Source organism: Brevundimonas sp. FV2ps16 (assembly GCF_058681075.1).
Map to the genome: position 1 here is coordinate 1433238 of NZ_CM178728.1, position 20687 is coordinate 1453924.

At 67.6% G+C, this 20687-nt stretch carries 17 protein-coding genes; 13 read left to right on the forward strand and 4 right to left on the reverse strand.

Annotation, left to right across the window (positions count from 1 at the left end):
- Positions 1–9: 9 nt before the first annotated feature.
- Positions 10–1365 carry a M23 family metallopeptidase gene (locus ACW170_RS06875; protein WP_492088904.1) on the reverse strand — a complete coding sequence of 452 codons (1356 nt, stop codon included), beginning with the start codon at positions 1363–1365 and terminating at the stop codon, positions 10–12.
- Positions 1366–1752: 387 nt separating this feature from the next.
- Between ACW170_RS06875 and ACW170_RS06880 the strand changes: the two genes are divergently transcribed.
- From ACW170_RS06880 to ACW170_RS06890, 3 genes are all read left to right on the forward strand, one after another.
- On the forward strand, positions 1753–4911 hold the full coding sequence (locus tag ACW170_RS06880) for an intermembrane phospholipid transport protein YdbH family protein (RefSeq protein ID WP_492088905.1): 3159 nt from the start codon (positions 1753–1755) through the stop codon (positions 4909–4911).
- Between the two features lie 77 nt (positions 4912–4988).
- Positions 4989–5177 (forward strand): YnbE family lipoprotein, encoded by a 189-nt coding sequence (locus ACW170_RS06885; RefSeq protein WP_492042207.1) that lies wholly within the window; start codon positions 4989–4991, stop codon positions 5175–5177.
- A gap of 32 nt (positions 5178–5209) precedes the next feature.
- Entirely contained in the window at positions 5210–5569 is a 360-nt protein-coding gene (locus tag ACW170_RS06890; RefSeq protein ID WP_492088906.1) for a DUF1318 domain-containing protein, read from the forward strand.
- Between the two features lie 204 nt (positions 5570–5773).
- Here the strand turns inward: ACW170_RS06890 and ACW170_RS06895 are convergent, their stop codons facing one another.
- A complete protein-coding gene (locus tag ACW170_RS06895; protein WP_492088907.1) occupies positions 5774–6898 on the reverse strand; it encodes a DNA cytosine methyltransferase in 1125 nt (374 codons plus the stop codon).
- An 81-nt stretch (positions 6899–6979) separates the two neighbouring features.
- On the opposite strand from ACW170_RS06895, the gene ACW170_RS06900 reads away from it, so the two are divergent.
- Entirely contained in the window at positions 6980–7441 is a 462-nt protein-coding gene (locus ACW170_RS06900; RefSeq protein WP_492088908.1) for a COG3650 family protein, read from the forward strand.
- Positions 7442–7462: 21 nt separating this feature from the next.
- Here the strand turns inward: ACW170_RS06900 and ACW170_RS06905 are convergent, their stop codons facing one another.
- A complete protein-coding gene (locus ACW170_RS06905) occupies positions 7463–8236 on the reverse strand; it encodes a LytTR family DNA-binding domain-containing protein (protein ID WP_492088909.1) in 774 nt (257 codons plus the stop codon).
- A gap of 157 nt (positions 8237–8393) precedes the next feature.
- Between ACW170_RS06905 and ACW170_RS06910 the strand changes: the two genes are divergently transcribed.
- Complete coding sequence (locus ACW170_RS06910; RefSeq protein ID WP_492088910.1) at positions 8394–8918, forward strand: DUF2306 domain-containing protein; 525 nt, start codon at positions 8394–8396, stop codon at positions 8916–8918.
- On the opposite strand, the gene ACW170_RS06915 is transcribed toward ACW170_RS06910, so the two are convergent.
- The gene (locus ACW170_RS06915; protein ID WP_492088911.1) at positions 8915–9682 is read right to left on the reverse strand and encodes a TetR/AcrR family transcriptional regulator; all 768 of its coding nucleotides are present in this window, start codon (positions 9680–9682) and stop codon (positions 8915–8917) included. The two genes, ACW170_RS06910 and ACW170_RS06915, sit on opposite strands and share 4 nt — an antisense overlap.
- A gap of 190 nt (positions 9683–9872) precedes the next feature.
- Between ACW170_RS06915 and ACW170_RS06920 the strand changes: the two genes are divergently transcribed.
- The 8 genes from ACW170_RS06920 to ACW170_RS06955 all read left to right on the forward strand — a co-directional run bounded on the left by ACW170_RS06920 (position 9873) and on the right by ACW170_RS06955 (position 20651).
- Positions 9873–12098: a TonB-dependent receptor gene (locus ACW170_RS06920; protein WP_492088912.1), complete on the forward strand. Its 2226-nt coding sequence runs from the start codon at positions 9873–9875 to the stop codon at positions 12096–12098.
- Between the two features lie 120 nt (positions 12099–12218).
- On the forward strand, positions 12219–13739 hold the full coding sequence (locus tag ACW170_RS06925) for a spinster family MFS transporter (RefSeq protein WP_492088913.1): 1521 nt from the start codon (positions 12219–12221) through the stop codon (positions 13737–13739).
- A gap of 87 nt (positions 13740–13826) precedes the next feature.
- Entirely contained in the window at positions 13827–15017 is a 1191-nt protein-coding gene (gene sucC, locus ACW170_RS06930) for an ADP-forming succinate--CoA ligase subunit beta (RefSeq protein ID WP_492088914.1), read from the forward strand.
- A gap of 207 nt (positions 15018–15224) precedes the next feature.
- A complete protein-coding gene (locus ACW170_RS06935) occupies positions 15225–15737 on the forward strand; it encodes a hypothetical protein (RefSeq protein ID WP_492088915.1) in 513 nt (170 codons plus the stop codon).
- 50 nt (positions 15738–15787) lie between these two features.
- On the forward strand, positions 15788–16045 hold the full coding sequence (locus ACW170_RS06940; RefSeq protein WP_492042221.1) for a DUF6364 family protein: 258 nt from the start codon (positions 15788–15790) through the stop codon (positions 16043–16045).
- On the forward strand, positions 16029–16454 hold the full coding sequence (locus ACW170_RS06945; RefSeq protein WP_492088916.1) for a PIN domain-containing protein: 426 nt from the start codon (positions 16029–16031) through the stop codon (positions 16452–16454). The genes ACW170_RS06940 and ACW170_RS06945 overlap by 17 nt, the downstream gene beginning before the upstream one ends.
- An 18-nt stretch (positions 16455–16472) precedes the next feature.
- Complete coding sequence (gene sucD, locus ACW170_RS06950) at positions 16473–17375, forward strand: succinate--CoA ligase subunit alpha (RefSeq protein WP_492088917.1); 903 nt, start codon at positions 16473–16475, stop codon at positions 17373–17375.
- Between the two features lie 261 nt (positions 17376–17636).
- A complete protein-coding gene (locus ACW170_RS06955; RefSeq protein ID WP_492088918.1) occupies positions 17637–20651 on the forward strand; it encodes a 2-oxoglutarate dehydrogenase E1 component in 3015 nt (1004 codons plus the stop codon).
- Positions 20652–20687 lie beyond the last annotated feature (36 nt).

Below are 20687 nucleotides of genomic sequence, written 5' to 3' on the forward strand. Positions count from 1 at the left end.
CTGTCTGAGTCAACCTTGGGCGGAGCGGAGACCCGTTGCCGAGGCTTGCTGCAGGGCCGGACGCTTCTGGCCGCCCGAGGCGATGACGCGGTCGATCCGGGCCTTTTCGGCGCGGAAAGCGGCCAGGTCGGCGCCGGACAGTTCGGTGCCTTCCTGGGTGCGGACGCCGGCGGGATTGATCCGCTGGCCGCTGCGCCACAGCTCATAGTGCAGGTGCGGGCCGGTCGAGGCGCCGGTCGAGCCGACATAGGCGACGACCTGGCCCTGGCTGACCCGCTGGCCGGCGCGGATGCCCGAGCCGTAGCGCGAGAGGTGGCCGTAGCCGCTTTCGAGGCCGTTGTTGTGGCGGATGCGCAACCAGTTGCCGTAACCGCCCCAGCGGCGCGCCTCGACCACCACGCCGTCGGCGGGGGCGACGACCGGCGTGCCGGTGCCGGCCGCGAAGTCGATGCCCTGGTGCATTTTCTTATAGCCGGAGATCGGGTGGGTGCGGAAACCGAAGCCCGACGAGACGCGGCGGAAATTCTGCAGCGGAGTGCGCATCATGGCCGAGCGCAGATTCTTGCCCGAGGCGTCGAAGAACTGGGCTTCCTTGGCGCCGGCCGGCTTGAATCGATAGAAGGTGACGCCGCGCAGTTCGGCGTACATCAGATCGCCCACGCCCACCGTGCGACCGGCTTCGGTCACGTCGCGGTCGAAGACCATGGTGAACTCGTCCGACGCGCGGATATCGCGTTGCATATCGAACTTGGTCGCGAACAGGCGGCTGGCCGAACGGACGATGGAGGCGGTGGCGCCCAGTTCGCGGGCGCTGGCGGACAGGGACCGCTCGACTTCGCCCTTCAGGACGACGGTCTCGTGGGTGACCTTTTCCTCGAGCGAGCGCAGGCGCAGGGCGCCGTCGAAGCTGCGCGACACGGTCAGCTGGCTGGCGGGACCGGTGCGCATGGTCAGGCCGATGAGGCGAGCGTCGCCCCGGCCGTCACGCGGCTTGGCGATGGCGGTCTCGAACCGGAGGCCGGCGCGGAGGTCGGCGAGGTCGAAGGCGTTGGCGACGGTGGCGGCGACGGCGCTGGCTTCTTCCGGCGCGACGCCGGTGCGGCGCACGGCCTGCTCGAAGGTTTCGCCGCGACGGATCTGGACGGGGATGGCTTCCGGGGCGGTCATGCCGGCCGGAGCATTGGCGGCCGCAAAGGCCTGGGCTTCCATGGCGGCCATCTGGGCCGACGACAGGACGGGAACCTCTTCCGCCTGGGCGGGTTGGTAGACTCTTCCGGCGAGCAGGGCCACCGAAATGGCGGCTGCGGCCGTGACGACATGCGGTGCGAGACGCATCGGTTGGCGGCGTGGGTCGAACTGAGCCATCGGTCCCGTCGTGTTGCGACGCCAGCGGCGCCAAACGTCTTAGCCAAAGATCGCGCCGAACAGACCCCGAAGCGCGAAGTCATCGGCTATACCCTGCCTGTCTCACTTTGGGAAGACAGACCGTTACAAACCGTTAAGAACCGGGGGCATACGGAAAAAAGTCTCGCAGACTCATGCGATTGATCCGCAGCCTCGCCCTCTTATCGCCCCGCTTGGCTGCAACCAAGCGGTACTCGGGCGCGTTCAGCCACGCTTGAGGCTTGTATTCGCATCGAGGGGGGCGATGGTGGTCCGGCGATCAGTTCTCAATCGAAACGGCGTTTCCGTTTGACCGAAAATCCCGAGAGTCCAACTGAGCGGCCCCGTCGTGTTCGGCGAAAGGGGGGCGTGCTGCGGCGCATTGGCCAGGCCTTGTTGGCCGCGCTCTTGATCGCGGCCCTGTTGGCGGCGGCCCTCTATCTGAACCGCCGCGCGGCGGCGCGCGAAGTTCTGGTCGGCTGGCTGGAGCGGCAAGGAATCCAGAGCGAGGTCGAGGTCGAGCGGATCGAGATGGACGGCTTCGTCGGGCGCATCCGCATCGGCGATCCAAGCAATCCGGATGTGACGGTCGAGCGGGTCGAGGTCGATTACGCGGTGGCCCTGCCGTGGTCGAAGACCGGCTTGGGGGTTACGCCCAGCCGAATTCGGCTGGTGCGGCCGGTGATGCGGGCCAGCTGGAAGAAGGGGAAACTGTCGCTGGGGTCGCTGGACCCTCTGGTCGAGCAGTTCACCGGCGGGCCGCCGAGGCCGGAGTCGCGCGGTCCCCTTGTCATCGTTGAAGGCGGACGCGGGCGGCTGGATACAGAATATGGGCCGGTCGAGATCCTGGCCGATGCGCGGGTGGACGACGGCAAGCTGATGCGGCTGAACGCGCGGATGCCGGCGGCGGCCCTGAAGAGCGGAGCGATCGAGGCGCAGGGGCTGGGCGCGACGGTCGATCTGATCACCACCGGCGACCGGATCGCCCTGCGAGTCGAGGCGGGGGCGGATCGGTTCGAAGGCAGCGGAATCAACGGCGAGGCTGCGCGGCTGAGCCTGAGGGGCGACCTGCCCTATCCCGATATGAAGACGCGGCGCGGAGATGGGCGGGCGGTGATCGACGCCCGTCTGGTCGGGGGCGCGCTGGGCCTGGGCGAGACTCAGGCGCGCGACGCCGAGGTCGCGGTTCGGTTCGACGGCGCGACGGCAGGGTGGATCGAGGCCTTCCGGCTGGACGGCGCGACCGATCTGGGCGTGAAGGCGGCGGCGATCGAGGGGCCGGGGCTGAAGGTCGGTCGGGTCGAGGGGTCGGCGACGGGCGGGCGGCTGACAGTGGCGCGCGATGAGGCTGTGCGCTGGAGCCTGGAGACGCCGCTTAAGCTGACGGCGGGGTCCGGTGAGGCTGGCCAGGCGCGGACGCAGGGACTGTCCATCCAGTCGCGCGGGCTGTCGATGGGCGGTCGCGATGCGAGCTTTGAGGCCACGGGGCCGGTGCAGGCGACCTTCGACCGGATCGGTTTCGGCGATCTGGAGCTGAAACAGGCGCGGGGCGATCTGAGCCTGGATGTCGTCAAGGACGATGCGGTACGGATCGCGGCGGAGGGCTCGCTGCGGTCGACGGGCGGGGTCTGGCCCCTGTTCGGGCCGGTCGGCTCGGACGATATCGCTGAGCTGGCCGAGATGAAAAGGGCGCTGGGGGATTTCGCCCTCAACGCGCCCTCGGTGCGGTTCACGACGGGGTCGGCAGGAACCCGCGTGAGCCTGGCGCGGCCCGTGACCCTGACCCCGGCTAACGGCGGAGTGCTGACGGTCGCCGAAGCCGGGGAGGCCGCCTATCAGGCCGAGCCGGGACGGCTGGGCGGCGGGGCGCTGAACCTGACGGCGACGCGGGGGCGGGGCCTCCCGGAGATGGCCGTGGCAGTGTCCAGGTGGCGACTGACCGAGACCGGATTTGAGGCCCTGCTGGACGGTCGGGCGCGGCTGGACTTCGACCTGGCCCGAGGGATCGACGCCCGGACGCGGGGCCTGCTGGCCATGGCCGACGGGCGGCTGACCTATGTCACCCCCGAGTGCGTCGACCTGACGGTTGAGCGGCTGGAGCTTGACGAGAACGACGTCCATCAGGTGGCCGGGAAACTGTGCCCCGAGGGCGGGCCGCTGCTGAGCTCCAAGGACGGCGTCTGGCGCGTGGCCGGCGGCTTCCAGGGCGTATCGGCGCAGGCGCCCTTCCTGGGCATGCGGTTCGAACAGGCCTCGGGTCGGGTGGTGGTGGACGGGACCAAGGCCGGGGTCGGGCTGACGGCGACGGTGGCCGAAGCCCAGGTGGTCGACGCGATCACGCCCAAACGGTTCGAGACCCTGGCGGCCTCGGGCCAGGCGACCCTGGCCAATGAGCGCTGGAGCGGCGGGTTCGACCTGAAGGGGACCGGCAAGGCGGCGGCGACCACCCTGGGGCGGCTGACCCTGGCCCATGACGGCCGGACCGGGGCGGGAGGCATCCATATCGCCGCGCCGGAGGTGACCTTCGTCGAGGGCGGGCTGCAGCCGTCGATGCTGAGCCCGATGGTCGAGGCCTTCGTCCAGTCGCCGGTGACGGGCTCCATCGGCTTCGACGGCCGGTTCGACTGGACCAAGGACGGCGAGCCGACCTCAAGCGGCCTGCTGAGCGTGCCGGGACTGGACTTCGTCAGCCCGGCCGGGCCGGTCAAGGGCGCGCGGGGCGAGATCGCATTCACCAGCCTGAGCCCCGCCGTGGTCACGGCGCCGAACCAGAGACTGACGATCGACAGCCTGGATGTCGGCGCGAACGCGACGGCTCTGGACCTGACCTTCGCCATCGACGGGGCCGGGATCAGCATCGCCGGCGGTTCGGTCCAGGCCGGGGGCGGGACCGTGTCGGTCGAACCCTTCGTCGTGCCGCTGGACCCCACCCAGGCATATAGCGGCGTGGTGGTGCTGGACCGGGTTCAACTGGGCGATCTGGTGGCCGACAGCGGGTTCGCCGACAAGGTCCTGCTGGACGCCCTGGTCTCGGGTCGTCTGCCCTTCATCATGGATCCGAAAGAGGGGCTGAAGATCACGGCGGGAACCCTTGGCGCGGTTCAGCCGGGCCGGCTGTCGATCCAGCGCGAGGTGCTGACCGATGTGAACGCCGGCGGCGGGGGCGCCGAGGTGCCGCCGAACATGGTCGAGGACCTGGCCTATCAGGCGATGGAGAATCTGGCCTTCGACCAACTGAGCGCCGATGTGAACAGCCTGGACGGGGGGCGGGTCTCGGTCCTGTTCCATATCCGGGGCCGGCACGAGCCGCCGCAGCGGCAGGAGCTGCGCCTGACCCTGGCCGAGCTGATCAGCCGGGAGTTCCTGAACCGCGAGCTGCCGCTGCCTTCAGGCACCCAGATCGACCTGACGCTGGACACCACCCTGAACGCCAACCAGCTGTTTTCCGACATCGTGGCGGTCAACCGCGCCCGCCAGGGCCGCCAGGACGACAATCCGCCGGCGCCCGCCGCATCGCCCACGCCCTAAGCCAAACCATTCAGCGACGGTTCACCCGCAGCCGTGCTAATGGACCCATCCAAACTGACCGACCCGGAGTTCTCGCCATGATCAACAAGCGCCAATTGGCCGGTGTCGGCCTCGGAGCGGTCGTCGTCGCGGTCTCGGCCTGCGCCCCGACCATCCGTCTGGAGGTTGCGCCGATCCAGATCTACGCCAAATTGGACGCTGACGTCCGCGTCCGGCTGGATCAGGAGCTGCAGCAACTGCTCCAGCAGAACCCGAACCTCTTCTGATCGCCTCGCTTCTTTTGAAAGGACAGGCCGATATGAGCCTTCGTAAATTCTTCGCCATCGGCGCCCTGGCCGCGGCCGTGTCGTTCGGCGGCGCCGCCCTGGCGCAAACCAGCGCCCAGAAGGCCCTGGTCGACCAGGCCAAGGCCGCCGGCACGGTCGGCGAACAGGCCGACGGCTATGTCGGCTTCCGCGTCAGCACTTCCGACGCCGCCCTGCGCGCCGCCGTGGACGCCATGAACGCCGGCCGCCGCGCCGCCTACGCCCGCAGCGCGGCCGAGGCCGGCACCAGCGCCGATGTCGCCGGCGCCCGGATGTTCGAAAGCCAGCTGCTGCCGCGCATCCAGTCGGGCCAGTGGTACCGCAACGCCCAGGGCCAGTGGGTCCAGCGTTAAGCTGAGGGCTGCATGCTTGGCGGTTTGGCGCTCTGAAAACAGGGTGACAAACCGCCAAACCGCCATCCCGATGCATTCTTTTGTCAAAGACCGAGGGCCATCCTAGCCCCGATTTGAGGCGTGCGAGGTCGAAGGCCGGTTTTTGATGTCAGGCGGCTGAAATCGCCTGGGTTTCTTTCCGGAATTAGGCGCGCTGGCGCGAGATCAGGCCGCCGCGCGGTGCGCCGTCAGGGCGGGCAGAAGCAGGCCCTCGGTCAAGGCGCGCACGACCGGAACCGCCACGGCGTCGCCCATCAGTTTCAAGGCCGCGCTCTCGCTGGACGGCAGGCGATAGTCGTCGGGCACGCCCATCAGACGCGCCGCCTCGCGCCCGCTCAGGCGTCGGACGCGGGCCCGGCCTCCGTCGCAGACCACGACATATTGGCGCGACGACCCGCCGGCGGGGGTGCGCAGACAGCCCGCGAGGCCGTCGAACCGGATTTCCAGCCGCTGGATTTTCACGCCCTTTTCGGTGCGCACGCGGCGATAGGCGGCGCCGACCATGCGGCGGCCCGAGGCGACGGCGGCCTCGACCCGCGCGCGGTGAAGCGGCGCGGCCAGAGCCAGGACGGCGTCGCCGTCGTCCAGCCATTCGACCGCATCGTCCGGCTCCAGCAGTGCGGAGAGATCAAGGTTGCGCCGGGGCGGGACCGGCAGGCTCCACCAGGCCCAGGCGTCGCGCACCGCCTGGGGCAGGCGGGCGTGGGCGGCGATGAGGCGGGGAGAGTGGAAGGGGGCAGATGGAGCGGATGTCTCAGGCGCTCCATCGAGGGCCGCATCCCGCATGGCCACGACGAACAGGCGCGGGCGCGACTGGGGCAGCCAGTGGGCCGCATCCATCTCCAGAGCCCCGACCCGGTAGCCGGCCTGGACCATGGCGGCGCAGACGGCGGCGAAGTCCCGTCCTCCCCCTGAAGTCAGAAGCCCGATGACGTTTTCCAGCACGATGACGCGCGGCGCTCGATCCTGGTCCGCCAGCCCCTGTATCAGTCGCCAGAAGCCCCAGAAGGCGCCGGAGCGTCCGGCCTCGAGACCGCCACGCGCGCCGGCCAAGCTGACGTCCTGGCAGGGGGAAGAAGCCCAGGCCAGGTCGGGGACGCCCGGCAGGTCGGCCGGCGTCAGGGACCAGACATCGCCGAGATGGAAGCGGATGTCGGGATGATTGGCGACGAAGGCCCGGCCCTTGGCGGGGTCCATGTCGTTGGCGAAGACGGTGTCGAGGCCGGACAGGCCTAGGCCGGCGAGACCGCCGCCGGCGAAGAACTCGAATGCGGTCGGGCGAATCGACATTCGTACACCTTAGCCCAGGCCGCGCCCTTGACCGAGGCCGCCCGCGTTCACACCTGCACCGCGAACGAGGGGAGCCCGTCCATGCGTCCGATCCGATCCGTCCTTCTGGCTGCGCCGATGCTGGGCGTCCTCGTCGGCCTGGCCGGCTGCTACGACCGCAATGAGAAGAAACCGGAATCGGCGCCCCTGCCCGAGACGGCCGCGACCCTGGGGGGCGTCGACCTGGGCCGGCCGGTCCGGGCGCTGGGCACCGAGCCGTTCTGGAGCGTCGAGCTCACGCCCGACGCCATCGTCTATACCCGTATGGACCAGCCGACCCAGCGGGCGCCCAATCGCGGGGCGACGGTTCAGGGGACGATGGCGACCTACGCCACCTCCACCGATCTGAAGGCGGCGCTGAACGTGGTGCTGATCGCCACCGAATGTTCGGACGGGATGAGCGACCGCACCTATCCCCTGACCGCACGGGTCGAGATCGGCGACGACACCCTGAGCGGCTGCGCCGATGCGGCCGCCGCGCTCAAGACCGCGCCGGCGCCCTGAGTCCGTGCCGCCGGGTCTTGCTCACCACCAGTCGGCTTCGCGCAGGGTGCGGGCGTAGCGGCGGCTGACGGGGACACTGAGACCGCCCTCCAGGGTCAGGGTGGCGCGGCCGTCGCCGCGATCGACGCCGCGCACGGCCGAGCGGGCCACCCACCAGCTGCGGTGGGTGCGGGCGCCCTCCAGCCCCTCCAGCTCCTCGACCGCGTCGGACAGGCGCATCAGGATCAGGTCCGAACCCCGGTCGGTGTGCAGGCGCAGATAATGATCCTCGGCCTGGACGGCGAGGAGGATGGCGCCTCTGAGTTTCAACGGCAGTCGATCCAGGAAACGGACCGGGGGCGGCGTGCTCGCTGCGGGAGAAGCAGGGGCGGCGTGGGTCTGAACCGGCTGGGCCCGGCCCAGGAAGACATTGACGGTGGTGACCGCCAGGGTGACGACCAGGACCGGGCCGAACAACTGGGGCAGGGCCGCCAGCGGATAGAGTTTCTGGGCGAAGAACAGGCCGGTCGTCGCCCAGACGATGACGCTGAGGGGGCCGGTGATCACGGCGGTCATCACCGCGACCGTCACCCAGGGGCGGTCGTCCACGTCGACGAACCGGGTCACGACCCGGCTGCACAAATGGCCCCAAAGCCCGCCCAGGATCATCAGCAGCACCCAGTAGGCCAGGCGCTGAACATAGGGGGCGTTCGCGCTGCCGAAGGCGCCGGTGGTGGCCAGGAAGACGCCGACCAGGACGGCGACGACCAGGCCGCGCAGGAAGGTTCGGCGACTGTCGGCGGCGGGAGGCGTCATGGCGGCTTTCAAGGAAGGGCCCCTGTTTGAAATCATGATTTTCGCCGCTGCGGAAGGGGCGTCCGTTCGCGAAGGGGAGGTGGTCGTTGGCGCAGAACGGGAGGCGCGACGGCGAGCCGGGCCGCAGAAGCGGCGAGACACATCGCCGGAGGTTCCCTTGTTTCGTCTCGCCCGTTTCGCCCCGTCCCTGATCGCCCTCTTCCTGCTGGGCGTCCCCATCGTCGTCTATCTGGCGGCGGATGGGGGCCGGGTCGCCTTGTTGGGGTACAGTCTGCGCGCGCCCGACTTCAGCCTGCTGGCGGCGGCGCCGACCGCGATCCAGATCCATGTGGCGGCGGCCCTGACAGCCCTGGCCATCGGGATCGTGCTGCTGGCCGGGATCAAGGGGACGCGGCTGCACCGGGCGCTGGGCTGGACCTGGGTGCTGGCCATGGGGACGACGGCGGTCAGCTCCTTCTTCATCCACACAATCAACCCCGGGGGGCCGGCGGGCCTGTCCTTCATCCATCTGATCAGCGGCTGGACGGTGGTGAGCCTGCCGATGGCGGTCCATGCCGCGCGGCGCCATCGGGTGCAGGCGCACCGGCGGGCGATGACGGGCATGTTCGTGGGCGGGCTGATCGTCGCCGGCGCGCTGACCTTCCTGCCCGGTCGGCTGATGTGGGCGGTCTTCTTCAGCTAGCGGGGCGACAGGCCGACGACGGCGCGGAAGCCGGCGGCGGCGAACCGGACCATATAGTCGCCGGCCGTCTCCAGATCCCCGGAGCGGGCCAGGCCGCCCGACAGCCGGTCCAGACGGCCGGTCTCGCCCAGGGTCAGGGTCAGGGCGCCCGACAGATTGTGATAGCCCCAGTAGAGATCCACCTCGCTGGCGTCCGGCAGGACCACGGCGATCAGTTCGATCAGCCGGCGGATGGACGGGTCGAAATAGCGGGCCATGGTCTCGCCGCCGAAGGTGGGGTTGGCGTTGGTCTGGGCCACCAGGGCGGCATAGTGTTTCCAGCCAGGCCCGCCCTTCAGCGACCATTCGAACGGGGGACGCAGGAAGGCCTCGAGCAGGCCTTCCAGGGTCATGTCGGCGCCGGCGGCCTCGGCGTAGCGGTCGATGGCGGCGACGCGGTCGTCGTTCCAGACCTGGGCCCGGCGCAGGAAGACGGCGTCGAACAGGTCGCGCTTGGCCCCGAAATAATAATGCACAAGTGCGGTGTCCACGCCCGCCTCGCGCGCCACCTCGCGGATGGTGACGCCGTAGAAGCCGTGTTTGGAGAACAGGTCCTCGGCCGCGTCCAGGATCAGGTCGCGGGTCTCGCCCGCCGCCTTGGCCTGGGTCTTGGGCGGGCGCCCGCGCCGGGCTGGAACCTGGCCGGGAAGAGCGCCGGCGGCCGCCTTGCGGCGCGCGGCGGCGATGGGGCGGACGGCGGCGGGCGAGGCGTCGAGCTTGCTCATGATCCGCAGGCTAGGCGGGCGGTCGCACCGGTGCAACGGCGCCACGCCCGGGATCGAACCGGCGGCGCTGTGACGCGGGGGAAGGGGAGGGTTTGACAGACAGCGTAAACCGGGTCAGGTTCAGGAAAATCATTGAACGCTGAATAAAAGCGTCAATCGGGCTGGAAACGACAACCGAAGGGGTAGGATCATGAGACATCATGTGAAGTGCGCGCTGCTGGCCGGCGCGGCGTGGGGCGTGCTGGTGGGGGCTTCGACGGCCCAGGACGCCGAGGCGGCGGCCCAGGCGGCGAACGCCGGGCAAGCCAATATGGTCGAGGACATCGTCGTCACCGCCCGTCGGCGCGACGAACAGCTGAAGGACGTGCCGGTCGCGGTCTCGGCCCTCAGCGCCGAGCGGCTGGAACAGACCGGCGCGACCAATATCACGGCCCTGCAGCAGCAGACGCCGAACGCCACGGTGCAGATCGCGCGAGGCTCCAACTCGACCCTGATCAGCTTCATCCGCGGCGTGGGCCAGCAGGATCCGCTGTGGGGCTTCGAGCCCGGCGTCGGCCTCTATATCGACGACGTCTATGTGGCCCGTCCCCAGGGCGCGGTGCTGGACATCTTCGACATCTCGCGGATCGAGGTGCTTCGCGGGCCGCAGGGCACCCTCTACGGCCGCAACACCATCGGCGGTGCGATCAAATACGTCACCAAGCGGCTGGGCGACGATCCCAGCCTGACGGCGCGGGCCGAGGTGGGCTCGTACAATGAGCGCAACTTCCTGCTGTCCGGATCGGTCCCGGTGGGTGACACCTTCGCCATCGGCGGCGCGGTCGCCACCTATCAGCACGACGGCTACGGCGAGAACCTGAATACCGGTCAGGACCAGTACGACAAGGACGTCACCGCCTATCGCGCCAGCGCCGAATGGACGCCGAACGACAGCCTGTTCTTCCGTCTGGCCTGGGACCGGGTCGAGGACGATTCCAGCCCCCGTCACGGCCACCGCGAGGTGAACTCGACCACCGGCGGCTATACGCCCCCGGCCAACGAATATGACACCTACGCCGGCATCACCGGCGAGCAGAAGGTGGTCACCGAGGGCGTGTCTCTGACTGGCGAATACCGGGTCAACGACCTGCTGACCCTGAAGTCGATCACCGCCTATCGCTCGGGCGACACCGAGACCATCATCGACTTCGACCAGACGCCGCTGCCAACCCTGGACGTGCCGGCCATCTATTCGGACGACCAGTTCACCCAGGAGTTCCAGGCCCTGTTCACCGGCGATCGCTGGTCGGGCGTGGCGGGCGTCTTCTATCTGGACGGCACCTCGTCCGGCGCCTTCGACACCATCGCGGGCAACCTGGGTCTGGCTATCGCGGCGGCGGGATCGGTGGACACCCAGTCCTTCTCGGTGTTCGGCGACTTCAGCTATGACCTCACCGACCGGCTGCACGTCTCGCTGGGCGGTCGCTACACCAAGGATGACAAGGACGCTTCGGTCCTGCGCCAGTTCTTCCTGGGCGCGACCCGCACCCCCTATACCGGTGGAACCGTCCGCCCGGTGTTCGCCACCCGGACCAACTATTCCGCGTCCGACAGCTTCGAGAAGTTCACGCCGCGCGCCAGCGTCTCGTATGACTTCAGCGAGGAAATCACCGGCTACGCCTCGGTCAGCCAGGGCTTCAAGTCGGGCGGCTGGGACATGCGGGGCGACGCCGCCCTGGTGCCGCAGACGGTCGACGGCTACCAGCCCGAGACGGTCACCACCTATGAGCTGGGGCTGAAGGGATCGGCCTTCGACCGGCGGATGAACTTCGCCTCGGCGATCTTCTATTCCGACTACAAGGACCAGCAGATCACGACCCAGCAGGTGGCCACGGCTCCGGCCGTCGGCATCGCCTCGGTAGTCGACAACGCCGGCGCCTCGACCATCTACGGCTTCGAGCTGGAAGGTTCGGCCTTCCTGACCGACGACATCACCGCCAACTTCTCGCTGGGCTATCTGAAGAACGAGTTTGACGAGTTTATCACCCGGATCACCGGCACGCCGGTCGATATCTCGGACACGCGCGAGCCGCAGAACTCGCCGGAATGGTCGGCCTATTACGGCATGACCTGGCGGGGCGACATTATGGGCGGGGAGATCCGGGTGACTCCGTCGCTGTCCTATCGTTCGGACTACCACCTGTTCGACACGCCGGACCCCATCCTGGACCAGGACGGCTATGTCCTGGCCGACGCCAGCGTGGTCTGGATCGCGCCGAGCAAACAGTGGGAGGTCGGCCTGTTCGGCCGCAATCTCACAGACGTTCGGTATAAGGTCGGGGGCTACAGCTTCGGCGGCGCGACCTACAACAACTCGATCAGCGCCTTCTACGGCCCGCCGACCACCTATTCGGCGCGCCTGACCTACCGGTTCTGATCGCGCCGAAGACGCCTGAGGCAGGGGCGGCGGTCCCAGGACCGCCGCCCTTTGCTTTGCAGGAACCGGACTTGGGGCTAGGCTCGCCCCAACAAGAAGAACACGCCGAGGGAAACGCCGATGACGACCGACACGCTGACGGACGGGCAGGCGCCCGCGCCGCATCGACCGGGCTACCGCTTCTATGTGCTGGCGGTGCTGATCCTGATCTACATGCTGAACTTCCTGGACCGGCAGATCATTGGCATCCTGGCCGCGCCGCTGAAGGAAGAATTCGGCATGTCCGACAGCCAGTTCGGCCTGTTGGGCGGCATCGCCTTCGCCTCGGTCTATTCGACCCTGGCCATTCCCCTGGCCTGGCTGGCCGATCGGTTCAGCCGGGTCTGGATCATGACCGGGGCCCTGGCGGTCTGGTCCGGCTTTACGGCCCTGTGCGGCATGGCGGGGTCGTTCGGACAGCTGTTCCTGTGTCGGATGGGGGTGGGCGTCGGCGAGGCGGGCGGGGTGGCGCCGGCCTATTCGCTGATCGCTGATTATTTCCCGCCGCATCAGCGGGCGCGGGCCCTGGCGGCCTTCGCTTTCGGAATCCCGCTGGGCATGGCGGCGGGCACCCTGGTCGGGGGGCTGCTGGCGGCGACCTATGGCTGGCGCACGGCCTTTATCGTCGTCGGTCTGCTGGGCGTGCTGGTCGCGCCCCTGCTGCGTCTGACGGTGAAGGATCCCAAGCGCGGCGGGACCGATGCGGTCAAGACCGAGGCCCAGGTCGCGGCCCTGGCGGCGGCGCCGGTCGGCACCGACCGGGCGGGCAAGATCGCGGCCCAGGTCATGCTGGGCCTGGGCGCCGGGCTCCTGATCCTGGCGGCGGCGAACTGGCTGTTGGGCGTGTCCCTGGGCAGTCCGTTGGTCCTGGCCTTCGCGGGCCTGCTGGCGGGCGTGATCGGGGTGTCGCTGATGGTGGCGCGGCGCACCGCCTCGGTGGTGATCAAAAAGCCCAGCTTCTGGCTGCTGGGTCTGGGCGCGGCCTCGTCTTCGGTGTGCGGCTACGGCGTCGCCGGCTGGCTGCCGCTGTTCTTCATGCGCAGCTTCGACCTGACCCTGCGCGAGACCAGCTGGTATTATTCAGGCATCGCCCTGATTGGCGGCATTCTGGGCATCTGGCTGGGCGGGACCATTGCCGACAAGCTGTCGAAAAAGGGCAAGGGCGCCTATCCCCTGACCCCGGCCATCGCCTTCCTGATCTCGGCGCCCTGTTTCATCCTGGCGATGAACTCGCCCTGGCTGATCGGCCTGGTCCTGCCGGGCGGCGGCAGCAACACCCAGCAGCTGGTCCTGGCCTTCCTGATCTTCCTGTTGCCGACCGGCCTGAACCTGGCGTGGCTGGGGCCGATCACGGCGGCGGTCCAGCATCTGGTCCCGGCGGCGATGCGGTCCACGGCCTCGGCCCTGTTCCTGCTGTTGAACAATCTGCTCGGGATCGCGGTCGGCTTCTACTATTTCGGCTGGATGAGCGACCTGCTGGCGCCCCGGTTCGGGGAGGAGAGCCTGAGGTGGGCCATCTATACCGGCATGGGCTTCTATGTTCTGGCGGCGATCCTGCTGATCGGGGCCTCGCGGACGCTGAAGCGGGACTGGGTCGACTAAAGGGTCATCATCAGACGGTTGCACCCGCGAAGGGGCGGGGCCTATAAGCCCCGCAAACCCTTCCCAGCAAAGATTGCGGCGGTCTCCATGAACATTCACGAATATCAGGCCAAGCAGGTCCTCAAAGGTTTCGGCGCCCCGGTCGCCGAAGGCGTCGCAGTGACGTCGGTCGATCAGGTCGAGGCGGCCGCCAAATCCCTGCCCGGCCCCCTCTATGTCGTGAAATCGCAGATCCACGCCGGCGGCCGCGGCAAGGGCAAGTTCAAGGAACTGCCGGCCGACGCCAAGGGCGGCGTTCGCCTGGCCTTCTCGGTCGAAGAGGCCGTCGCCCACGCCAAGGAAATGCTGGGCAACACCCTGGTCACCGCCCAGACGGGCGACGCCGGCAAACAGGTCAACCGCCTCTATATCGAGGACGGCGCCGACATCGATCGTGAACTGTACTGCTCGCTGCTGGTCGACCGCGCCTATGGCCGCATCGCCTTCGTCGTCTCGACCGAAGGCGGCATGGACATCGAAACCGTCGCTCACGACACGCCCGAGAAGATCCAGAACATCGTCATCGACCCGAGCGCGGGCGTGACCGACGCCGACGTCGCCGCCATCAGCGCCGCCTACGGCCTGACGGGCGCCGCCGCCGAAGACGCAAAGTCCCTGTTCCCCGCCCTGTACAAGGCCTTCGTCGAGAAGGACATGGACATGCTGGAGGTGAACCCTCTGATCGTCATGAAGAACGGCCATCTGCGCGTCCTGGACGCCAAGGTCAGCTTCGACGGCAACGCCCTGTTCCGTCATGACGACATCAAGGCCCTGCGCGACGAGACCGAGGAAGACGCCAAGGAAATCGAAGCCTCCAAGTGGGACCTTGCCTATGTCTCGCTGGACGGCAACATCGGTTGCATGGTCAACGGCGCCGGCCTGGCCATGGCGACGATGGACATCATCAAACTGTACGGCAAGGAGCCGGCCAACTTCTGCGACGTCGGCGGCGGCGCCGGCAAGGAGAAGGTCGCTGCGGCCTTCAAGATCATCACCGCCGACCCGAACGTCCAGGGCATCCTGGTCAACATCTTCGGCGGCATCATGAAGTGCGACGTCATCGCCGAGGGCGTCGTCGCCGCGGTGAAGGAAGTCGGTCTGAAGGTGCCGCTGGTCGTGCGTCTGGAAGGCACCAACGCCGAACTGGGCAAGAAAATCCTGAACGAGTCCGGCCTGACCATCCAGGCCGCCGACGACCTGGACGACGCCGCCCAGAAGATCGTCGCGGCGGTCGGCTGATCACACCAGCGGGGGTCGGCGTCGCCTCCGGGCGGCGCTGGTCTCACCCCGCATTCAGCATTCCCCCCCTGACCCGTTCAGGGGGGGTGGTTGACACCGCTGCAACCCTGATGAACCATGTTCTCTATGGGCGCTCATCGGGTTGTTCGGGCCTTAGCGGCTTCGTTGATATTTCTATGTGCGCCCTCTGCGCTTTCCGCGCAGTCTGTGGCGGCGCCTGAACCCACCGATATCGTCGCGACTTTGAACGCCATCTGCGTCGCGGCGCAGGGCGACCGCGCCCAGGCTGCAGTCCTGGCGGCGGAGGCCGGCTTTTCGCCTGTGCCGGAAAGCATGACGCCGCGACTTCGCAACGCCACGGAACGCGCAGGCTTCATGCGCACCAACGCCACCGACATGAGCATCGTCATGACGGGCCGGATGACGCGGCGCGTCGGGCGCGAGACGATTGTGCTGGATTTCTGCGGGGTCGCCGTCCGCCCCACCGATCATCGCGCCCTGGCCCAACGGCTGAGCGGCCTCATGAAGTTCGATTCCATCAATACGGTCGGCTTTGACGCCTATGCTTGGCTGCAGACCCCCGAGGGCCGGGCGCCGGCGCGAAGCCTTTCTGACGCCCAGTTCGTGGCGATGGCTCGAACGGGGCAAATGCGGCTTCTCGGGCTGGATCGGACGGGCCCAGGATCCACGCTGATCTATATGTTGCCGAGGCTCGACTAATCCGGCTCCACGGCCTATGTGTTACACATAACCCGTGTAGAGCGCCGCGCGTGACCCGCAACCTGACCCTCGCCATCGACGACGACCTGCTCGACAAGGTGCGGGTGCTGGCGGCCATGAAGCGGACCAGCGTCAACGAGATGGTGCGCGGCTTCCTGACCCGGCTGGTCGAGCAGGAGGTCGAACACGACGAAGCGACGCAGGAATTGCTGAAGCTGATCGACGAGTCCGAAGGGGACATGGGCGACTGGCGGTTCAGCCGCGAGGAAACCTACAGCGGAGAGCCTCGCTTTGATCGCTGGGGCTGAAGTCTTCCTCGACACCAATATCCTGATCTATGCGGCCCAAGGGGGGCGGGTTGCGCCGGAAAAGCGTGACATCGCGCGACGCATCATCCTTCAGGGCCGGTACGGAACGTCCGGGCAGGTGCTGGCCGAGTTTTACAATGTAGCGACCCTCAAGGGCGCGCGCCCTCTCACGCCGGAAACGGCTCGGCGCTGGGTTCGTACGCTGGCGAAGAAGCCTTGCCAGTCCATCGATCCCGCCGTCGTCCTCGCCGCCGTCGATCTGTCCCAGCGCTATCAGATCTCCTACTGGGACGGCGCCATCATCGCCGCCGCCGAGCGCCTCGGCGCCAAAGTCCTCTATTCCGAAGATCTCAATCACGGTCAGACCTACGGGTCGGTCCGGGTCGAAAATCCTTTCCTTTCCGCCTAACCCCAGAAACGAGACCTCATGTCCATCCTCGTCAACAAAGACACCAAGATCATCGTCCAGGGCCTGACCGGCAAGACCGGCGGCTTCCACACCGAACAGGCCCTGGCCTATCACGGCACCCAGATGGTCGCCGGCGTGCACCCGACCAAGGGCGGCACGAACTGGACCGGTTCGCACGGCGAAACCCTGCCGATCTACGCCTCGGTCGCCGAAGCCAAGGACGCCACGGGCGCCGACGCCTCGGTGATCTATGTCCCGCCGTCGGGCGCGGCCGCCGCCATCATCGAGGCCATCGACGCCGAGATCCCGTTCATCACCTGCATCACCGAGGGCATCCCGGTGATGGACATGGTCAACGTCAAGCGCCGCCTGGAAGGCTCCAAGTCGCGCCTGCTGGGCCCGAACTGCCCGGGCATCCTGACGCCGGACGAGTGCAAGATCGGCATCATGCCGGGCAATATCTTCAAGAAGGGCTCGGTCGGCATCGTGTCGCGTTCGGGCACCCTGACCTATGAAGCCGTGTTCCAGACCTCGAACGAAGGCCTGGGCCAGACCACGGCCGTCGGCATCGGCGGCGACCCGGTCAAGGGCACCGAGTTCATCGACGTGCTGGAACTGTTCCTGGCCGATCCGGAAACCACCTCGATCATCATGATCGGTGAAATCGGCGGCGGCGCCGAAGAAGACGCCGCCCAGTTCCTGATCGACGAAGCCAAGAAGGGCCGCTCCAAGCCGATGGCCGGCTTCATCGCGGGTCGTACGGCGCCCAAGGGCCGCACCATGGGCCACGCCGGCGCCGTCGTCTCGGGCGGCAAGGGCGATGCGGAATCCAAGATCGCGGCGATGGAAGCCGCCGGCATCCGCATGTCGGAATCGCCGGCCCGCCTGGGCAAGACCCTGGTGGAAGTGCTGAAGGGCTGATCACTTTGAGCGCGCTGCGCGCGGGCGCTATCGCTCGCCGCGCGGCGGCTCGCTGCTTGAGCGCTTTCGCGCATCAAAAATGCCGGTCTCGGCAGGATTGGACGCCCTCGGTTTCGGCCGGGGGCGTTTTTCTTTGCGGCTGCGACCAATTTCTCACCGAATTGCCCCGTTTCGGTCATGACCCATAAGGAAAGCGGGCCTATATGACGGGCGCACCCCTCACGGAGATGTGTCCGTCGGGGGCCAGGGATTGCGAAAACGATGGCGGACGATGCCGGTCGGCTGAACCAGGTCTTTGCCGAGACCTCATTCCTCTACGGGTCCAATGCGGCCTATATCGAGGAGCTGCACGAGAAATGGGCCACGGATCCGGGCTCGGTCTCGGCGGAATGGAAAGCCTTCTTTGACCAGTTGCGCGACAACGCCGCCAGCGTGAAGGCCTCGGCCGAGGCCGGCGGTTGGGGGCGTGGAACCGCCACCGAGCCCAGCGAGGCGAACGCGGTGTTCGACGGCCGCTGGCCGGCCCCGAAGCCTGATCCGAAGAAGCTCGGCGCAGCGCCGGCGCCCGCCACGGCCAAGGCTGCGCCCGTCGAGGTGTCCGCTGACGCGATCCGCGCCGCCGCCCATGATTCCATTCGCGTCCTGATGCTGATCCGCAGCTATCGCGTGCGCGGCCACCTGCAGGCCAAGCTGGACCCGCTGGGCATCGAACAGCCGGTCGAAAACCCGGAGCTGACGCCGGAATTCTATGGCTTCAGCGAAGCCGACATGGACCGCCCGATCTTCCTGGACGGGGTTCTGGGGCTTCAGACCGGGACGATCCGAGAAGTCCTGGACCTGCTGAAGCGCACCTATTGCGGCACCATCGGCATCCAGTACATGCACATCGCCGAGCCGGAAGAGAAGTCCTGGCTGCAGCAGCGGTTCGAGGGCGCCGACAAGTTCGAGCAGAACGCCTTCACCAAGGAAGGCAAGCTGGCCATCCTGAACAAGCTGATCGAGGCCGAGGGCTTTGAGCGGTTCCTGCACAAGCGTTTCCCCGGCACCAAGCGGTTCGGCCTGGACGGCGGCGAGGCCATGGTCCCGGCGCTGGAGCAGGTGATCAAGCGCGGCGGCAATCTGGGCGTCGATGAAGTCGTGCTGGGCATGGCCCACCGCGGCCGCCTGAACGTGCTCGCCGCCGTGATGGGCAAGCCCTACAAGGTCATCTTCCACGAGTTCCAGGGCGGCTCGGCCGTGCCCAGCGACATCGAGGGCTCGGGCGACGTCAAATATCATATGGGCGCCTCGTCGAACCGCGAGTTCGACGGCAACCACGTCCACCTGTCGCTGACCGCCAATCCGTCGCACCTCGAGATCGTCAATCCGGTCGTTCTGGGCAAGGCGCGCGCCAAACAGGCGTTCGACATCCGCGACGCCAACGCCGGCAAGCCCGAGGCCGAATGGGCGCTGGACCGGTCCAAGGTCGTGCCCCTGTTGATCCACGGCGACGCCGCCTTCGCCGGTCAGGGCGTGGTGGCCGAGTGCTTCGCCCTGATGGGGCTGAAGGGCTACCGCACCGGCGGCACCCTGCATTTCGTCATCAACAACCAGATCGGCTTCACCACCAGCCCGCGGAACTCGCGCTCGTCGCCCTATCCGTCGGACGTGGCTCTGATGGTTCAGGCGCCGATCTTCCACGTGAACGGCGATGATCCCGAAGCGGTCGTCTTCGCCGCCAAGGTGGCCACCGAATACCGCCAGAAATTCCACAAGGACGCGGTGGTGGACATGTTCTGCTATCGCCGGTTCGGCCACAACGAAGGCGACGATCCGACCTTCACCCAGCCGCTGATGTATTCGAAGATCCGCGCCCAGCCCTCGACCCGCGAACTGTATTCGCAGCGTCTGGTCGCCGAGGGCGTGATCACCCAGGCCGAGATCGACGCCGAGGTCGCCCGGTTCGAGACCTTCCTCGATGAGCAGTTCGAGGCCGGCAAGACCTGGTCGGCCGAGAAGGCCGACTGGCTGGACGGCCAGTGGCAGGGCTTCCAGTCGCCCAAGGACGAACTGCGTGGCGAGACGGGCGTGCCCCTGGCCAAGCTGACCGACCTGGGGCACCGCCTGACCACGATCCCCAACAGCGTCGACATGCACAAGACGTTGAAGCGGGTCTATGACGGCCGCCGCGAAGCCATCACCTCGGGCGAGAACCTGGACTGGGCCACGGCCGAGAGCCTGGCCTTCGCCTCGCTGGTCGACGAAGGCTTCCCCGTTCGTCTGTCGGGCCAGGATTCGGTGCGCGGCACCTTCTCGCAGCGCCATTCGGGCATCATCGATCAGACGACCGAAGAGCGGTACATGCCGCTGAACAATCTGCGCGAAGGCCAGGCCAATTTCGAGGTGATCGACTCGGCCCTGTCGGAAGAGGCGGTGCTGGGCTTCGAGTATGGCTATTCGCTGGCTGATCCCAACACCCTGGTGCTGTGGGAAGCCCAGTTCGGCGACTTCGTAAACGGCGCCCAGGTGGTGATCGACCAGTTCATCAGCTCGGGCGAACGCAAATGGCTGCGGATGAGCGGCCTGACCATGCTGCTGCCGCACGGCTATGAGGGCCAGGGTCCGGAACACTCGTCGGCCCGCCTGGAGCGGTTCCTGCAGCAGTGCGCCGAAGACAATATGCAGGTCGCCAACTGCACCACCCCGGCCAACTATTTCCACATCCTGCGTCGCCAGATGCACCGGCCGTTCCGCAAGCCGCTGATCCTGATGACGCCCAAGAGCCTGCTGCGTCACAAGAAGGCGGTCTCGACGATGAAGGATCTGGCGGAGGGTTCGTCCTTCCACCGCGTCCTGCACGACGACGCCCAGACGCGCCCCGACGTCGCCGGGATCAAGATCAAGGCCGACAAGGCGATCCGCCGCGTCATCCTGTGCTCGGGCAAGGTCTATTACGACCTGCTGGACGCCCGTGAGAAGAAGGCCAAGGACGGCCAGGCGGTGGACGACGTCTATATCTTGCGCCTGGAACAGTTCTATCCGTGGCCGATCCAGTCCCTGCGCAAGGAACTGGCCCGCTTCCCGAAGGCGGAAGTGGTCTGGTGTCAGGAAGAGCCGAAGAACATGGGCGGATGGACCTTCGTCGATCCGTGGCTGGAGCTGACGCTCGACAAGCTGGACGTCGCCTCCAAGCGCGCCCGCTATGTCGGTCGTCCCGGCTCGGCCTCTACGGCCGCCGGCCTGATGAGCCGACACCTGAAGGAACTCGAGACCTTCACCAACGAAGCCTTCGCCTGATACACGTCACTAGACACTCCGAAAGACAGCTGGACC

Coding starts and splice junctions, on each gene's coding strand:
- ACW170_RS06905 (WP_492088909.1), bottom strand. CDS start 8,236: ATGACGCCTCCCGCCGCCGACAGTCGCCGAACCTTCCTGCGCGGCCTG.
- sucD (WP_492088917.1), top strand. CDS start 16,473: ATGTCCATCCTCGTCAACAAAGACACCAAGATCATCGTCCAGGGCCTG.
- ACW170_RS06955 (WP_492088918.1), top strand. CDS start 17,637: ATGGCGGACGATGCCGGTCGGCTGAACCAGGTCTTTGCCGAGACCTCA.
- ACW170_RS06915 (WP_492088911.1), bottom strand. CDS start 9,682: ATGAGCAAGCTCGACGCCTCGCCCGCCGCCGTCCGCCCCATCGCCGCC.
- ACW170_RS06900 (WP_492088908.1), top strand. CDS start 6,980: ATGCGTCCGATCCGATCCGTCCTTCTGGCTGCGCCGATGCTGGGCGTC.
- ACW170_RS06920 (WP_492088912.1), top strand. CDS start 9,873: ATGAGACATCATGTGAAGTGCGCGCTGCTGGCCGGCGCGGCGTGGGGC.
- sucC (WP_492088914.1), top strand. CDS start 13,827: ATGAACATTCACGAATATCAGGCCAAGCAGGTCCTCAAAGGTTTCGGC.
- ACW170_RS06925 (WP_492088913.1), top strand. CDS start 12,219: ATGACGACCGACACGCTGACGGACGGGCAGGCGCCCGCGCCGCATCGA.
- ACW170_RS06875 (WP_492088904.1), bottom strand. CDS start 1,365: ATGGCTCAGTTCGACCCACGCCGCCAACCGATGCGTCTCGCACCGCAT.
- ACW170_RS06895 (WP_492088907.1), bottom strand. CDS start 6,898: ATGTCGATTCGCCCGACCGCATTCGAGTTCTTCGCCGGCGGCGGTCTC.
- ACW170_RS06890 (WP_492088906.1), top strand. CDS start 5,210: ATGAGCCTTCGTAAATTCTTCGCCATCGGCGCCCTGGCCGCGGCCGTG.
- ACW170_RS06885 (WP_492042207.1), top strand. CDS start 4,989: ATGATCAACAAGCGCCAATTGGCCGGTGTCGGCCTCGGAGCGGTCGTC.